This is a genomic window from Methanospirillum stamsii, from assembly GCF_003173335.1.
GTDB lineage: Archaea > Halobacteriota > Methanomicrobia > Methanomicrobiales > Methanospirillaceae > Methanospirillum > Methanospirillum stamsii.
In genome coordinates, this window is the sequence record NZ_QGMZ01000038.1 from 18197 (window position 1) to 33303 (window position 15107).

Sequence of the window (15107 nt, forward strand, 5' to 3'; positions counted from 1 at the left end):
ACTGATTATATGCGTGGAAAGACCATGCCGCATGTGAGTATACTTTGTGGTTCAGTATCAGACGAAGAGATCGCAAAAAAAGCCTGGGAAGTTCTGAAACAACATAATATCACTTATGATTACCAGGTAATCTCTGCCCACCGTGATCCTGATAAACTGGATGAATACATACAAAAATCAGATGCAAGTATTTTTATTTGCATTGCAGGGCTTTCTGCAGCCCTTCCGGGTGTAGTTGCTTCAAAAACAAAAAAGCCGGTTATCGGAGTCCCGGTATCAGGAAAACTGATGGGAGGACTTGATGCTCTTCTCTCAATTGTACAAATGCCAAAAGGTGTTCCCGTAGCTTGTGTAGGTGTGGATAATGGTGATAACGCAGCTCATCTCGCAATCCGTATCCTCACACTTACCGGTTTTTTATAATGGAAAAATCAGGGTAATGACCTGATAAATTCATCCATTCTTCGAATTGCTTCTGATAATTCCTGCCTTGAAACGGCATAGGAACACCGGATGTGCCCGACTCCTCCGGATCCAAAGACACTACCCGGAACTACTGCAACTCCGGCTTCGGTAATCAATCGCTCAGCAAACTCGTAATCGGTCAGGCCGGTTCCTTTTACTGATGGGAAGGCATAAAATGCTCCTTCAGGTGTGTGACAGGTCAGACCAATCCGGTTTAATCCATCAACAAAAAGGTTCCTCCGGAGATGGTACTCCCGAATCATCTCCCGCATTGCATCCTCACCATGCTTAAGTGCTTCAAGTGCTGCGTACTGACTCATGGTCGGAGAGGAAAGCATGACGTACTGGTGAATTTTTAATGTTGCTGCGGTTATTTCAGGTGGAGCGCATACGTACCCAAGTCTCCAGCCGGTCATCGCAAATGCTTTTGAAAAACCTGATAACGTAACGGTACGTTCCCAAAGCCCTTCAATTGAAGCAGTGGCAGTATGTTTGCCTTCGTATGTCAGTTCTGCATATACTTCATCAGAAAGGATCAGAAGATCATGATCTATTGCCACATCTGCAATTCCTTCAAGATCCTCACGACGCATAACTCCCCCGGTCGGATTATTGGGGAAGTTAAGAACCAGAACTTTTGACTGTGGAGTGATGTGCTCCATGAGGACATCCGGCGTCAGACGGAACCGGTCTTTCTCCGTACAAGGTAATGGAACCGGAATTCCTCCTGCCATGGTTACACAGGGAGAATAACTGACATAAGAAGGGTCAACAACAAGTACTTCATCGCCAGGATTTACAATAGCCCGAATGACAATATCAAGACCCTCCGATACCCCGGTGGTAATGATCATCTCATTCACCGGGTTGTATTCAACCTGATAATGGTCCTGTAAAAACCGGCTTAATTCACACCTGAGGGATTCCATCCCGGCGTTTGAAGTATATGCGGTATGCCCCTGCTCAATTGATGTTATTGCAGCATCACAGATATGCCAGGGTGTGGAATAATCAGGTTCTCCCACTCCGAGAGAGATAACATTTTCCATCTGGCTGGCAAGGTCAAAAAAACGCCTGATTCCCGAAGGAGGAATAATTTTCGCCCGTTCTGAGACGAAATCGCGTTTCTTTTGATCAGAATGAGAATGGCAATCGTTGTCCGTCTTCACGCTCAACATAGAGCACTCCGTTTTCTTTGTATGTCTTCATGATGATATGTGTAGCAGTCTCCCTGATCCGTTCCATGGGAGCAATATGTTCAGAAACAAACCGTGCAATCTCCTGCATACTTTTTCCTGTAACCAGAAGTTGAAGGTCATGCGTCCCGGTTCGAAGCCGTAACGACCGGACATTTGCAAATCTGGAAATCCGGCTTGCAATCCGATCATACCCATGATCACGCTCCGGAGCTACTTTCAGTTCGATAATTGCGTACACTGCACCTTTATCCACCTGCTCCCAGTTGATAACCGCAGAGTACCGACGGATGATTCCATCTTCCTCGAGTTGTTTTTTTCTACCTGCAACCTCTTCCTCATTACACCCGAGCATAACTGCAAGATTATGTAGAGGGATTGTGCAATCCTCTTCCAGAAGGGAGAGTAGTGACCGGTCAATATCATCCATCTGATTTCAGTCCCGTAAATATATACTATCGTAGTATCTGGATTACTATTTGTTCATCTACCTGTGCAAGCCGGCCTTCAGACTCATCCATGATAACTTCCCAGATTTTATCTGTATTGGTATCAAACCACATCTCTTTTGTCCTTCCATGTCTTCCCCGGTTAACCAGCCTCGTGTTTATTACTCCAAGCATATTCAGTTCAGAAATAAGATCAGAAATCCTCCGGGAAGTCAGGACATCTATCTCAAGAAAAGGAGTGAGTTCTTTATAGATTCGGGTAACATCACCTGAAATAAAAATTTTCTGACCAGCCCGGTGAAGAAGAAGCATACAATACAGAACAATTTTACTCTGGGTTGGAAGTGTCCTGATACACTCAACCATACTGTCTGTTTCAATTTTTGCCTGTGCCTTTTTTACATGGGCAACAGTCACTTTTACATTATTCTCCCGATCAGCCAGTTCTCCAGATATCCGGAGTAAATCAAGTGCTCTCCGGGCATCTCCGTGTTCCTGGGCTGCAAGGGCTGAGCAAAGAGGAATTACTTCATCCTCCAGAGCATTTTCTGCAAACCCAATAACTGCACGCTGCTGAAGAATATCACAGAGTTGAGGAGCGTTATATGGAGGAAAAACAAGTTCTTCTTCTGAAAGTGACGATAACACACGGGGATCGAGAAATGTTTTAAAACCAAGATCATTTGAGATTCCAATAATGGAAACCTTGGATCGGTGAAGATCTGTATTGATCCTGGTAAGGTTATAGAGTGTATCATCACCGCTCTTTTTTACCAGTTTATCAATTTCATCAAGTATTATTATGAAAACTCCGGAACTATTGTCTATCTGATTTTTTAATTCACTGTATACCTGATCAGTAGGCCAGCCGGTCATTGGAATGTGAGTTCTGGTTTTATCACTTGGAGTTTCATCTTCTCCAAGAATGAGTTTGGATATCTGGGCTAAAACCCTGTATTGAGTATCAATTACTTCACAATTAAGATGAATAACCCGGCAGATGGTCCCTCTCCGGGAACTAACTGCTTCAAGCTCAGTTCCAACATATCTGACTGAGGCTGTTTTTCCTGTTCCTGTTTTTCCGTAGATAAGGATATTGGAGGGTGTTTCCATCTGGAGAGCAGGGGCTAATATCGAAGCTATCTGATCAATCTGTGGTTTTCTATGAGGAAGAATATGAGGCCGGTATGAGTGTCTGAGTACTTCACGATCCCGGAAAATTCGATTTTCTGAAAGAAATTTGTCAAAAAGGCCGGGAGCTTCCTGTGTATCATCAGTCATGAAATAAGTAATCCTTCTATGGTTAGATGGATATTCCAATAATACTACTGGACTCAGAAGACAAAAATATGGTGTACCCCCACCCCTTAGTTTCCACTGGAACTGATTTTTTCCTTACCTTGGGATAAAAAATGAAAAAAAGAATATTTCCTTGTTGTAAAGGTCAGTGTTTGTACATATATAATTTTCTAAACTTTTTACTTCATATTATGCATTTTTTCAATTCTTTTACTTTAAAGAAAATACAAAAAAACTGTTCAAAAGAATAATGAGTTACAACCTAATGTGTTTCCAATGGAAACTAAGGGGTGGGGCTTAGTACATAAAAGACTATATCTTACAAAAATCTGACAACTGTGTATGGATCCATCGCATGTTCAGGATGTAGCTGTACACGTTGCAGTTATGGTTATATCTTCATCCAGAACTGAAAAGGAAGATACAGCCGGGAAAAAAATCCAGTCTCTTTGTAAGGATGCTTCAATTCCTGTTGATCATTATGTAGTTATTCCGGATAATATTGAAAAAATCAGAGGCGAATTACAAGTTGCTCTGAAAAAAGCAAATTGTGTAATTATTACCGGAGGAACAGGAATAACTCATGATGACTGTACCATTGAAGCAGTAGAACCTCTTTTGCAGAAATGTCTTACCGGATTTGGAGAGCTTTTCAGATCAAAAAGTTTTGAAGAAATTGGAACAAGAATGGTTCTTAGCAGGGCTACTGCCGGTATCATCGATGGAAAAGCAGTCTTTTGTATACCAGGTTCGAAAAATGCAGCAGAACTGGCTACCCGGGATATTATTCTTCCGGAAATCAGTCATATCCTTACTCATGCTAACCGATAAAAATCGTAAAAATCCTTTTTTGGTTAATTGCCACCCAGGTTTATAGGGATATTCGTAATTTCATAAAAAGGAGAGGAATTTTTCAAAATAAAATCCATATCATTATTAAATCAGGTGCAAAAAGGGTATAAATTATATCAATGGTTTACCGTGAGAAGAGCTGACCGCTCACAAACCAATTCTGCAATTTTTTCTTCTCCGGTCACACTGAGTTCTTCTGGAGTTATTCCAAAAAAGTTGGATAGTCTTTTTATTTTTTCTTCATCCAGATCATTCCAGTCTTCATCTAAGATCTCTTTCATCCGGGTTAAAAGAACGGTAACTACTTTTTCTGAAGGAGGAATGATACAGAGATAACAGGAGTTTTCCCCTTTATCCGGACCAAATGGTCCTATCTGACCGGTCTGTCTGGTACCTCCGGCATACAATAGAACTTCTATCTCAAGACTGCGGGCTATCTGTTTTCCTTCTTTCCATGATCTGATGGCGTGAACAAGGGTTGTCTCAACATGACTAAACCCTGCCATCATATTCCGGTTCAGGCATACAATTGAAACTCCATACTGTTCTCCGGTTTCCCGGAGAAATGAAAGGAATGAAGTTCTGTCATCCATGGTAAACCTGACCGGAATGATGCAATAATCATCAGTGAAAATTCTTCTATTAGTCAACATCCAAAATCCTCCCAGGATGACTGTCCGGTAATCTTCTGTTCACGTAAAGGGGATTCATTTCTTTCAGCTTTTATTCCCGTTTCAGGGGTAAGCTCTGATAGGATTGCAAGAATTTTTTCAGTTCTGGCTGAACCTAAAATGTTAGACAAGGAGACCTTGTCTGCGGTCAAAAGATCTGATATGGTATTTATTCCTTCATTTTGTAATTTTTGAGCTATTTTTGGGCCGATGCCAGGAATATCAGTCAGTTTTTGTGGTTTATATTCCGGTTTATTTTCTGCTTCAAAACCAGATTTTCCTGATTTTTTTACTCCGGAAATTTCTTCAATGACCTGTCGTGCTATTCCCTCTCCTATTAACCGTGCAATCCTTGAAACACCTGCTTTTGCTACTGATTCCGGATCCGGATATCCTGCATTGAAAAGAGTTCGAGCTCTTACCCGGCCGATATTTCTGAGGGTAATGAGTGGCAGGAGTTCTGCTTTTATCCCGTGATGGACCCTTGTTGCAAGGGTTGCAATTGTTTTACCCAATTCAGGAATATGGGTGGATACCAATCGCTCAGTAGCATGTAAGAGCCATTTACCTGAATCGACGATGTTATACAGATCACCAGCCCCGATACCATATCGTTCTTCTATCTGTTTTTCCGATATCTCATCAGCCCAATCACCTAATACAAGGGCAGTTTTCAATCCTGAAAGCCACAATTCCTCCTCTTCCTGTTCAAATGGAAGTGGAAGGATCAGGTCATCATTGTGTTTGAAAAGAAATGTCCGGAGCATCTGTGTATCGGCAGATTTCAGGTATAACCGCTGCATGTCCGGAGATACACAGATGACATGCAAAAGTCCGATGAGGGTGAGAGTTTTTCCAGGTTTAAGGTTTTCAAGGATGAGTCTAGCAGTACAGGGATTCAGATAGAGACGTGAGACCAGGTTTCCAAGGGAGGTAGCTGATAATGTCTGCTCTGACTGGTGGATCATCTCTGCCTGTGTAAGAAACCGGATTGCATCGGATATTATCCTTGGAAGAGAGCGGGTTTTCGGATGTTGGTGCACATAAAAAGTCCGGTTCATAAATTCAGTGAGAGCCTGCTCATCTGATGCAAATCCGGTGGCAATCAGTGAAAGAATATGAGCACATAGTGAGTTGTCATCAACACATTGTGAATCAATTCGCTCTGTTTCTGCATCGATAAAGGTATCAAAAAGTCTTTCTACAGTCGGGGCATCTTTTGCAATAAGAACCGCTTCACCATAGGGGTCCAGGTGTGGTCTTCCTGCTCTGCCGGCCATCTGGTGGTATTCACCAACCGGGATGGGAACCATCCCAAGTCCTGAAGAAAACCGTGAATAATCCCTGATGATGACTCTTCGTGCTGGAAGATTGAGGCCTGCTGCCAGGGTGGGAGTAGCAGAGATAACCTCGATGAATCCATTTCTGAATCCTTCTTCAATTATCGCACGCTCCTGTCTGAGAAGACCTGCATGGTGAAAGGCGGCTCCCTTTTCCACACAATCAGCGAGAAGGTTTCCTTCGTCCCTGTCCCGGAGTTTCCTGATTTGCCGTCCCAGTTCCCGTGTGTCAGGGGTTCCGGCTTTGAGTGCTCCGGCTGCTTTTTTTGCAAATCCTTCCGCATTTCTCCTGGATGAGACAAAGACCAGGCACTGACCTCCTTCTTCGATGGTATCCAGGCAGAGATTTAAGTCGTCATGTTTTGTCTTTGCATGGACTGGTCGTTCTGATCCGGCAAACCTGATCTTCCCGTCATAATAAACTCCCTGTTTCAGGTCCACCGGACGCCATGAACTTGTAACAAGTTTCGCATCAAGCCACTCTGCAAGCTGGCCGGGATTTCCAATGGTTGCAGAAAGACCGATAACCTGCAAACCAGGGTTTGTGTACCTAAGCTTGGTAATTACCATCTCCAGGGTTGCACCCCGGTTTTCTGATCCAATCAGATGAACTTCGTCCAGGATGATGCAGGTTATCCGGGAGAGCCAGGGAGTTTTGTTCCTGAGCAGAGAATCGGTCTTCTCACTGGTTGCAACAATGATATCATTATCTCCAAGATACGAATCAGTCCGATCAAAGTCACCAGTTGCAATACCTACCCTGATTACTCCTTTCTTTGAAAACTCATCGTACTTCTCCGCTGCCAGTGCCCGGAGGGGTACAATATACAGGCACTTTCCCCCTGCTCCAATCCGTGACCACATGGCCATTTCTGCAAGAAGAGTCTTTCCACTTGCTGTCGGAATAGAAATAAGGAGATTTTTTCCTTCCAGGAGGCCATTATGAACGCATTCAGCCTGGGGTGGATACAAGGATGTAATTCCCTTGTTCTTGCATGCACGAATAAAAGGTTCAGGGAGAGGAAGAGACTGGATATCCATTCACATCACCAGTATGGAATGGTGAGAAAGAGGATCATGATGCTGTCAGGTTAGTAGTAGTAACTGATCATATCCTGTTTTAATTCACGTTTTTTCTTTTCAAGGAACGAAAACACCGACTCATGGGAGACACCCTTGATGAGCATCTCTACTGCTTCACGGGCAACCTTACTCTGTTCTACCGTTCCGATGATCGCTATAGTCTTCCCGTATACCGATATCTCAGTAGCCGTCATGTCTTCTATCTGCGACCTCGACCTCCCGTCCCGTCCGATGATCCTTCCACGGATTCGCTCAATTTTCGAATCACTGCCGGCAAACTCGTTAAGTTCAATGATTTCAAGGTAGAGGTCCGGATCATCAAGAAGAATTGATGCCCGTTCAGGTGAAAATCCCCGTGCAATTGCTTTTACCGTTTCTACAGCCTGGACAAACCCGTCAGCATCTTCACCCTCAATCACAACGAGGCCTTCCTCGCTGTCAACCTGGATCCGGGTCTTTGTTTTTTCTTCAATATCCCGCTTTGTCTGTCCCTTCTTCCCGATAAGAACGCCAATGCGTTCCTGGGTTATTCGCGTTTCCTGTTGCATAAATCTTCTATCTCTCTTCTCATTGTGGTGAAGTTCCACATAATTCTTCTAGTAATCCAGGTACATCCCTGACAGTGCACCGTTCGGAAAAAAACCTGTTTAATTGTTCAAGATCCCGCTTTAAAAAACCGGGAGCATTCAGGTGGTCCAGGGTAACTGCCTGGCCCATATCAATGAGATACGGGTGTCCTTCTCCATACAGAATATTGTATTCGGAAAGGTCTCCATGGACAAGTTTTGCAGTCTTCCAGAGGTTTTTTACCACCTCGATTAACTCGTCGTAAACCCTCTGAAAATTATCAGGTTCAGCCAGCCGGAGTTGTGGAAATGCCCTGCTCTCATCTCCGAGATATTCCATGACCAGAACATTCCGGTCAAACACCAGTGGTTCAGGGACTCTGATTCCTGCTTCTTTTGCCCTTTTAAGGTTTGAATACTCTTTCCGCGTCCAGGCAAAGATTACATCTCTCCGGCTTTTCCCGATGTTTATAAACCTCCGGTCACCGGCGATGTAGTCCAGCATTTTTTTAAAATTGGCAGTTCTTGTGAGGTATATCTTCACCGCCACGGGAGTTCCATTCCGGTCGGCAAGATAGACATTTGCCTCCTTTCCGGTGGATATCGGACCTCCCATTGCACTGATCCAGCCCTTTGTGAGGAGCTTATAAAGTCCAAGGAGGGTGTATTCATCAAATACATCATCCCTCACTTTTAACTGGTCCAGGCCCTTGATTTTTGTCCTGAGTTCATCGACCTGTTTGTCAAATTTATCTGTGTGTCGATCTCTCACGGATTCACCTGGGTTATTTTAGATATTCACGGACCGGTGCAAGAATTGTTACAAGACCCTCTGCAACAGCAGCTTTCAGGTCGGCCGGATGGATCTCTCCTTTTGCATATGCCTGTTCCATCTCCTCGTATGATCCAAAAGAACGGTTACCTCCGAACTTTTCCGGACGCTCAACGGTCACGGTTTCAAGCCGTGGGAAGATATGATGCTGCAAGACCTGAAGGACCGGATTATCCTCAAGTTCAGGCGGGCAAAATGCTTTTTTCATCTTTTTTCTGATATCATCCTCTGACTCTGCGACGGAGATATAATTCCCCTGAGAGGATGACATCTTCTTTCCGTCAAGTCCATGGAGAATAGGCACATGAATGCAGACCGGAGATGGATAATTTTTCGCCGGAAGGTATTCCCGTGCCAGCATGTGGATCTTCCGCTGGTCAATTCCACCGAGTGCTGCATCAACACCAAGGAGTGCAATGTCAGCCATCTGCATAATAGGATAGACCATCTGAGAGACTGTCGGGTTATCCATCTGTCTGCCTACTTCGTCCATGCTCCGCTTGGCCCGGTTCAGGGTAATCGCCTGGGAGAGTTCGTGTACCAGAAGCTGATATTCGGGGGAGAGCTGGAAGCTGGATCCCAGAACATATTTGACATCAGTAAGGCCCAGACCTTCAAAACAACGGCGGTTATACTCTGCCAGTTTTCGAACCTCCTCCATGGTCCCTTTCCGGTTCAGAAAAGCATGGAGGTCAGCAAGAAGAACAGTTACTTCAAAACCTGCTTCTTTCAGGTCGATCAGTTTATTGATGGTAACAAGATGCCCAAGATGGATCTCTCCACTTGGTTCGTATCCTGCGTACACCTTTTTGACCGGACGGTCAAGGATGGAACGCAGTTCCTCGTCAGTAACAACCTCGACCGTGTTCCGTATTACACGGGCGTATGTATCCATTCTCAAGAGGTTTGTGCTATACCGTGATAATAGGATGAGTGGTTAGAGGGCAGTAAACTGCAAAGCCTCATTCGTCATCCTTATGGATGTCTCCGGGTCTTTTACTTCACCCATCATCGCGCGGATTGCATCCACGTTCTCGATGACAACATCTGCTTCCTGGTGAATGGCCTGGAAGAAGAAGAGCTCTTTTCCAACCATATTGACTGAAGCTTCAAAAACCCCGTTTTCCCAGAGGTCAGACCTGGGTCTCCCCATATCCATAACATATTCTTTTAGTTCTGCAGTGCTCTTGATGGCAGTCTTTGGCTGTATTAGTCCGATACGATTATGTTTTCTCATGATTGCAAGTATTTCATCACGGGACGCATCTTTTTTCAGCTCCATGGTGATGGCATGCATATGCATCTGTGTCGTAGGCACAATCATGGCCATAGTGACGATATTGATATGAGGAAGTACTGTGTTTAAATCCGGCCCATGGTGGCTGGGGATGGTGGGCGGGTCGAGGACTACAGCATCTATCGGGCCTTTCTTCACAACATGGGGATCTGCGCCCCGCCTGACCATGACTGCTCTAACTTTTACAACTCCAAAAGCATCATCTACCACCTTAATTACCCGGCAGAGACCGGTGGTGTTGCAGGAGACAACCCTGACAAACTGCCTTCCGATAGCGTCTTTGTAATTTGCATGTGCATTAAAAGAAAATCCGGCAACTTCATGGTCTTCTCCCCCCTGCCAGATGGCTTTGACTCCTGCTTTTTCATAGAGTTTCTTGTTCGTTTCTCCCACCCCTCCGGGAGTCCCGTCCACAATTACATCTGCCTTTTTCAGCATCTCTTCCACTGAACCGGCCACGGGAATTCCTGCCTTTTCGAATGCGTCCTTTTTACTGAGATCTGCAATATAAATCGGGTATCCTCTCTGGACTGCAATCAGGGCTTCAGATGAAGGTTTTGTTTTGGAGACACCGATAATCTCCATGTCTTTTTGAGCTGCCACAGCATCTGCAACCCGCTTTCCAATGGTTCCATATCCGTTCACTGCAACTTTAATCATCATAGGACCTCTGTTTAAAAGTGGCTGTGTGGAGGTATCTGATCCCTGTATAATTATACTATTCCCTTCCCTGGAAGGATCTCCCGGGATAGTATGGTACAAGGATCTGCTTCGGTCTTGTATTGTCCTGATATTTCATTCAGTGATGCGAGCAGGTTTTTATGCGGGTTGTCAGGGAAGTAAAAAAGATGACTTTTACATGAACAATCAGATGAACCAAAATGAGGGATTTCTTCTCCTTCTATTCCCGCTGCAACAACGCATTCGAGCCTTTTGTCAGTAATAATACAGTACACGTTTTTCACAGAGCATAGTGGGGAAAGGAGGAGGTAATCGATATGCCATCTGGGGTTTTTGTCTTTGTTCCTGTTTAGATTGAGATGTCTTTGTACCCTGGCAAACCCTCCGGTTCCAAGAGCCGATCCGACATAAGCGTGCCATCCCTGCCGGATAAAAACTGAACCAAGAGAGCCGGCCTTAATAGTACAGGCCTTCGTCTCTATGAGGAGTACATATACGCCCTTATCCATAAGTGGAATGAATCAGGGTCGCCGCAGCCCTGATGAAACGTTCTCCATTTTCCCGTGTCGGAATACCATGACCAGGATAAAGTCCCCCGACTTTCAGGGTGGTCAGTTTTTCAAGCGATTGTGCCAGGGTGCTTTTGCTCCCACCGGGAAAATCGTATCTGCCGAATGCTCCATCTGAAAAGACCGTGTCACCTGATATCAGGTCTCTAGATTCTGCATCATACAGACAGATGCTTCCGGGGGTGTGCCCGGGTGTGTGGATTATTTTATACCCCTCAATGATATCTCCGTCCTGAAGGATAATATCTGGAATAATTCCGGGAGAATGAGCACCAAAATGCATTGAAAGACTTAAGTTGTCATTCCGGAGTCCTTCTGCATCTGCTTCATGTATGCATACCTTTGCACCTGTCATCTTCTGAATTACCGGAAGATATGCAATATGGTCAAAATGGCAATGAGTCAGGATGATATGGGTGATTGAGTCCCGATGCGCCTCAATAGCCATGGGTGTCACTCCCGCATCAACGAGGACTGTTTCCCGTGCAACATAGGCATTTGCGTACATACCCCCTCCAGGGATGAATTTCACAGCCATGTGACTATCATATTCCCTTGCATACAACATGTAAGATATGGTGAATACCCGGGATTACCTACCTGACCAGTCAGTCCTTCGTACCATTGCTCAAACAGAATCAATCGAGGAAGACCGGTTATTGCGATTGATAGAGCAGGGAAGGGTGGTAATTCCTCATAATACAATCAGGGAGCATCCACCTCTTGCAATTGGTGAAGCAACAAAGGTTAAAGTAAATGTCAATGTGGGGACCTCGCAGGATCTCTGCAGCCCTGATCTGGAGCGTGAAAAGGCACAATCGGCACTATCAGAAGGCGCTCACACCTTAATGGATCTCTCTACGGGAGGGGATCTGACAGCAATCCGCCGGATGATATTGTCATTTCCTGTTCCGGTCGGAACGGTCCCGGTGTATGAAGCAGTCCGGAGAGCAGGCAATGCAGTAGATGTGGATGCTGACCTCCTTTTCCGGGTTATCAGGGATCAGTGTAAGGAGGGAGTAGATTTTCTTACCCTTCATTGTGGGGTGAACCAGGAAGTATTCTCTTCGCTTTGCGAAGATCCCCGAAGGATGGGCGTTGTGTCAAGGGGAGGAGCCTTTCATGTCGCAATGATGGCGGCAAGAGAAGAAGATAATCCCCTTTGGACTGAGTTTGATTATCTTTGTGAAATTCTCTCTGAATATGGGGTTGTTGCAAGCCTGGGAGATGGCATGCGGCCTGGTTGTTATGAAGACGCAGTACGGGAAGCAAAGACCGTCGAATATCTAAACCTCGGTCGTCTTGCCAGAAGATCACATGATTTAGGTGTTCCCCGGATGATAGAAGGTCCGGGTCATATGCCCCTCGAACAGATTGGGTACAATGTCAGGATGATAAAGGAACTGACCAGAAATGCTCCCCTCTACCTGCTCGGCCCCCTGGTTACCGACATCGCTGCCGGATATGACCATGTTGCCGGAGCTATCGGCGGGGCTATTGCCTGTAAATACGGGGCAAATTTCCTCTGTATGGTCTCACCCAGTGAGCACCTTGCCCTGCCACGGGTACATGACATTGCTGAGGGTACTCGGGCTGCGGTACTTGCAGCACATGTTGGTGACCTGCTATCTGGAAGACCTGATGCATGTAACCGGGAGAGGTTAATGGGAGAGGCACGCCAGAAACTGGATTGGGAAAAACAATTCAGTCTCGCATTATTTCCAAAAACTGCACGTGAAATCCATGGTCGGGATCCGGAGAATGAGACCTGCTCGATGTGTGGGGATCTTTGTGCGGTGAAAATGGTACGGGATCTCTTTAAATCTCCTGATGTTTCTGATAGTGAGAAATACTGATAAATAAGTGATACCCATTGATACATTGCAGACGCAGTATAGTCCTGAATAGTAATGGAACGCTTCCTGCTGGTGGCAGGCTACTTAGTTGCTATGTCCGGCATCATGACACACAGAAAAACAATGTATCTTTGTTGTCATCTGCGTTATGCACCGGTATTGTGAGATCCATATGGAAGGAAAGAGACTGTACGTCGGTAATCTGACGTATTCCATAAAAGAAGACCAGCTCAGGGACCTGTTCTCTGCGTATGGTGAAGTTGTCAGCGTAAAAATCATCGAGCAGAAAGGGTTTGGATTTGTGGAAATGGCCACCAGCGAAGAAGCACAAGCAGCGATGGATGCCCTTAACCAGACCGTCTTCGAAGGAAGAACAATGAGAATTGATGAAGCCAGACCTATGCAGCCACGACGGGAATTTGACCGTGGTGGATCCGGAGGTGGCGGGTACAACCGTGGCGGTGGATACGGCGGAGGCCGTAGATACTAATTCTCATTTTCAAGGTTTAGATTATCGTAACAACTTTTTTGTATGGTCTTCCAAAGGTGGTTGAGACACCCTGCCCCATCCGGATTGCCTGGTATTGCAGTTCATATGTTCCTGGTTCATCTGGTGTCTGTATCGGGAAACTTATGGTACAGGATTTTTTTGAGGGTACATCTGAAGGAACAGGCATCCACTCCGGTCCCCAAATAGCCGCATCTTTGTAAGCCTTAATTCCGATAGCATGCATCTGGAGCCAGTCATCAGATCCGTCATTGACCATTATTAGTCCGGCCTCATACCTGGTGTTAGTTTTCATCTCGGCAGGAATTGTATCTCCTGAAATGGCAGCATGAATTCCGGTAATTATTGACATAGGAGTGGAAACTGGTTCAGGGGTTATAGCCGGCATTACTTCCGGAATATCCTGAATAACTTTGTTATCGGGAGAAAAACCAGTTCCTGATGGAATAAGAGGGTAATAATCTGTCAGATCCTTATCCGTAATAAAGGGAGAATCACCGATTCCGTCCAAATTCTCATCACTTATCTGGTGGGATTTATAAACCGGTGTTCCTGCCTGGGACCAGAGATTTCCTCCGGTAACTGGTCCGTTTATTATATTGGTCTGGTTTATCAAAGTCGTGTTCAGGATTACGTCTTTGCTATTTAAACTTTCAATATTTTGATAATTATCAAGAATATTGTTCCATATCCGGACTTCGGATACATTTTCCAGGACAATCCCAGCTTTGGTGTTCCCCTCTATTTTACATCCGGAAATTTCTCCCCCGGAGGTTTCTTGAATGGTAATTCCTGATACTGAATTGTTTGTTATCACAAGATCCTTTATCTCAGGAGAACCTCCGGATACTATGAGTCCTTTTTCATTATTCCTGATATCTGATTGGAAAATTGCCGGTTTACCAGAATCATATACTCCAATTCCGTTTCTGCATCCGGTTACCCGCACATTGGTAAACTTTACATCCCTGTTTGAGAAACTTTCATGAATATTATCCTCAATCGTTCTGCTTCCCCAGGGAAATTCTGATGAATCTGCACCCTCGACATAGATACCTGTTACCTCATCTTCAATATTACAGTTCAGAACCCGTACACCAGTTACCGGATTTCCTTCGCTATCTGTTCGGCTTATCCAAATACCCACCACAGGTTCTCCCGTTTTTGCAGGACTGATGTATCTATCCTGTCCATCAAGAATTACTGATGAAGAGGTGATGATTACCCCGACCGGGTAAGAATGAGTGACATTTTCTTCAAGGGTATACCGTCCGGGTTCATTGATGAATACATAATCGCCGGTATACGGCCCCTGTTCAGGAGGGAACACAATATTTGCTGCAGAACCCTGAATCAGGAATACCACTAAAAAAATAAAAATTATCCCTTTCATGATGAAACAAATTCTCATATCTTCTCCCTGCCTGAGTTGTCTCATGAAAG

At 44.9% G+C, this 15107-nt stretch carries 16 protein-coding genes; 4 read left to right on the forward strand and 12 right to left on the reverse strand.

Translation table 11 applies throughout. The annotated features are described in order from the left end of the window. Positions 1-24 precede the first annotated feature (24 nt). Positions 25-423, forward strand: a complete 399-nt coding sequence (gene purE, locus DLD82_RS14300; protein WP_109941845.1) for a 5-(carboxyamino)imidazole ribonucleotide mutase — start codon at positions 25-27, stop codon at positions 421-423. An 8-nt stretch (positions 424-431) separates the two neighbouring features. On the opposite strand, the gene DLD82_RS14305 is transcribed toward purE, so the two are convergent. Genes DLD82_RS14305 through DLD82_RS14315 form a run of 3 tightly spaced genes read right to left on the reverse strand, consistent with a single transcriptional unit; the run spans position 432 to position 3391 of the window. Further along, entirely contained in the window at positions 432-1643 is a 1212-nt protein-coding gene (locus DLD82_RS14305) for an aminotransferase class I/II-fold pyridoxal phosphate-dependent enzyme (RefSeq protein WP_181391455.1), read from the reverse strand. After that, entirely contained in the window at positions 1600-2091 is a 492-nt protein-coding gene (locus tag DLD82_RS14310; protein WP_109941806.1) for an Lrp/AsnC family transcriptional regulator, read from the reverse strand. The genes DLD82_RS14305 and DLD82_RS14310 overlap by 44 nt, the downstream gene beginning before the upstream one ends. 25 nt (positions 2092-2116) lie before the next feature. Then, positions 2117-3391: an ORC1-type DNA replication protein gene (locus tag DLD82_RS14315; RefSeq protein WP_109941807.1), complete on the reverse strand. Its 1275-nt coding sequence runs from the start codon at positions 3389-3391 to the stop codon at positions 2117-2119. Positions 3392-3751: 360 nt separating this feature from the next. On the opposite strand from DLD82_RS14315, the gene DLD82_RS14320 reads away from it, so the two are divergent. Continuing rightward, positions 3752-4240: a MogA/MoaB family molybdenum cofactor biosynthesis protein gene (locus DLD82_RS14320; RefSeq protein WP_109941808.1), complete on the forward strand. Its 489-nt coding sequence runs from the start codon at positions 3752-3754 to the stop codon at positions 4238-4240. Between the two features lie 137 nt (positions 4241-4377). Here DLD82_RS14320 and cgi121 read toward each other — a convergent pair whose 3' ends face one another. The 8 genes from cgi121 to DLD82_RS14360 are packed head-to-tail and all read right to left on the reverse strand — an operon-like array spanning position 4378 to position 11808. Continuing rightward, a complete protein-coding gene (cgi121, locus tag DLD82_RS14325) occupies positions 4378-4914 on the reverse strand; it encodes a KEOPS complex subunit Cgi121 (RefSeq protein WP_109941809.1) in 537 nt (178 codons plus the stop codon). After that, entirely contained in the window at positions 4908-7313 is a 2406-nt protein-coding gene (locus DLD82_RS14330; protein ID WP_109941810.1) for an ATP-dependent DNA helicase, read from the reverse strand. Before DLD82_RS14330 ends, cgi121 begins: the two co-directional genes overlap by 7 nt. Before the next feature lie 50 nt (positions 7314-7363). Beyond that, positions 7364-7903: a KH domain-containing protein gene (locus tag DLD82_RS14335; protein WP_109941811.1), complete on the reverse strand. Its 540-nt coding sequence runs from the start codon at positions 7901-7903 to the stop codon at positions 7364-7366. Positions 7904-7922: 19 nt separating this feature from the next. After that, positions 7923-8693, reverse strand: a complete 771-nt coding sequence (locus tag DLD82_RS14340; protein WP_109941812.1) for a serine protein kinase RIO — start codon at positions 8691-8693, stop codon at positions 7923-7925. 13 nt (positions 8694-8706) lie between these two features. Further along, complete coding sequence (locus DLD82_RS14345; RefSeq protein WP_109941813.1) at positions 8707-9648, reverse strand: tyrosine--tRNA ligase; 942 nt, start codon at positions 9646-9648, stop codon at positions 8707-8709. Between the two features lie 42 nt (positions 9649-9690). Next, the gene (locus tag DLD82_RS14350; protein ID WP_109941846.1) at positions 9691-10710 is read right to left on the reverse strand and encodes a type II glyceraldehyde-3-phosphate dehydrogenase; all 1020 of its coding nucleotides are present in this window, start codon (positions 10708-10710) and stop codon (positions 9691-9693) included. Positions 10711-10763: 53 nt separating this feature from the next. Next, positions 10764-11240 carry a GIY-YIG nuclease family protein gene (locus DLD82_RS14355; protein WP_109941814.1) on the reverse strand — a complete coding sequence of 159 codons (477 nt, stop codon included), beginning with the start codon at positions 11238-11240 and terminating at the stop codon, positions 10764-10766. Continuing rightward, the gene (locus tag DLD82_RS14360; protein WP_109941847.1) at positions 11233-11808 is read right to left on the reverse strand and encodes an MBL fold metallo-hydrolase; all 576 of its coding nucleotides are present in this window, start codon (positions 11806-11808) and stop codon (positions 11233-11235) included. Before DLD82_RS14360 ends, DLD82_RS14355 begins: the two co-directional genes overlap by 8 nt. A gap of 67 nt (positions 11809-11875) precedes the next feature. Here DLD82_RS14360 and thiC point away from each other — a divergent pair, with 67 nt between their 5' ends. After that, a complete protein-coding gene (gene thiC / locus DLD82_RS14365) occupies positions 11876-13156 on the forward strand; it encodes a phosphomethylpyrimidine synthase ThiC (protein WP_109941815.1) in 1281 nt (426 codons plus the stop codon). Positions 13157-13328: 172 nt separating this feature from the next. Continuing rightward, positions 13329-13646: an RNA recognition motif domain-containing protein gene (locus tag DLD82_RS14370; RefSeq protein ID WP_109941816.1), complete on the forward strand. Its 318-nt coding sequence runs from the start codon at positions 13329-13331 to the stop codon at positions 13644-13646. Positions 13647-13662: 16 nt separating this feature from the next. Here DLD82_RS14370 and DLD82_RS14375 read toward each other — a convergent pair whose 3' ends face one another. After that, entirely contained in the window at positions 13663-15075 is a 1413-nt protein-coding gene (locus DLD82_RS14375) for a NosD domain-containing protein (protein ID WP_181391457.1), read from the reverse strand. Positions 15076-15107: the final 32 nt, after the last annotated feature.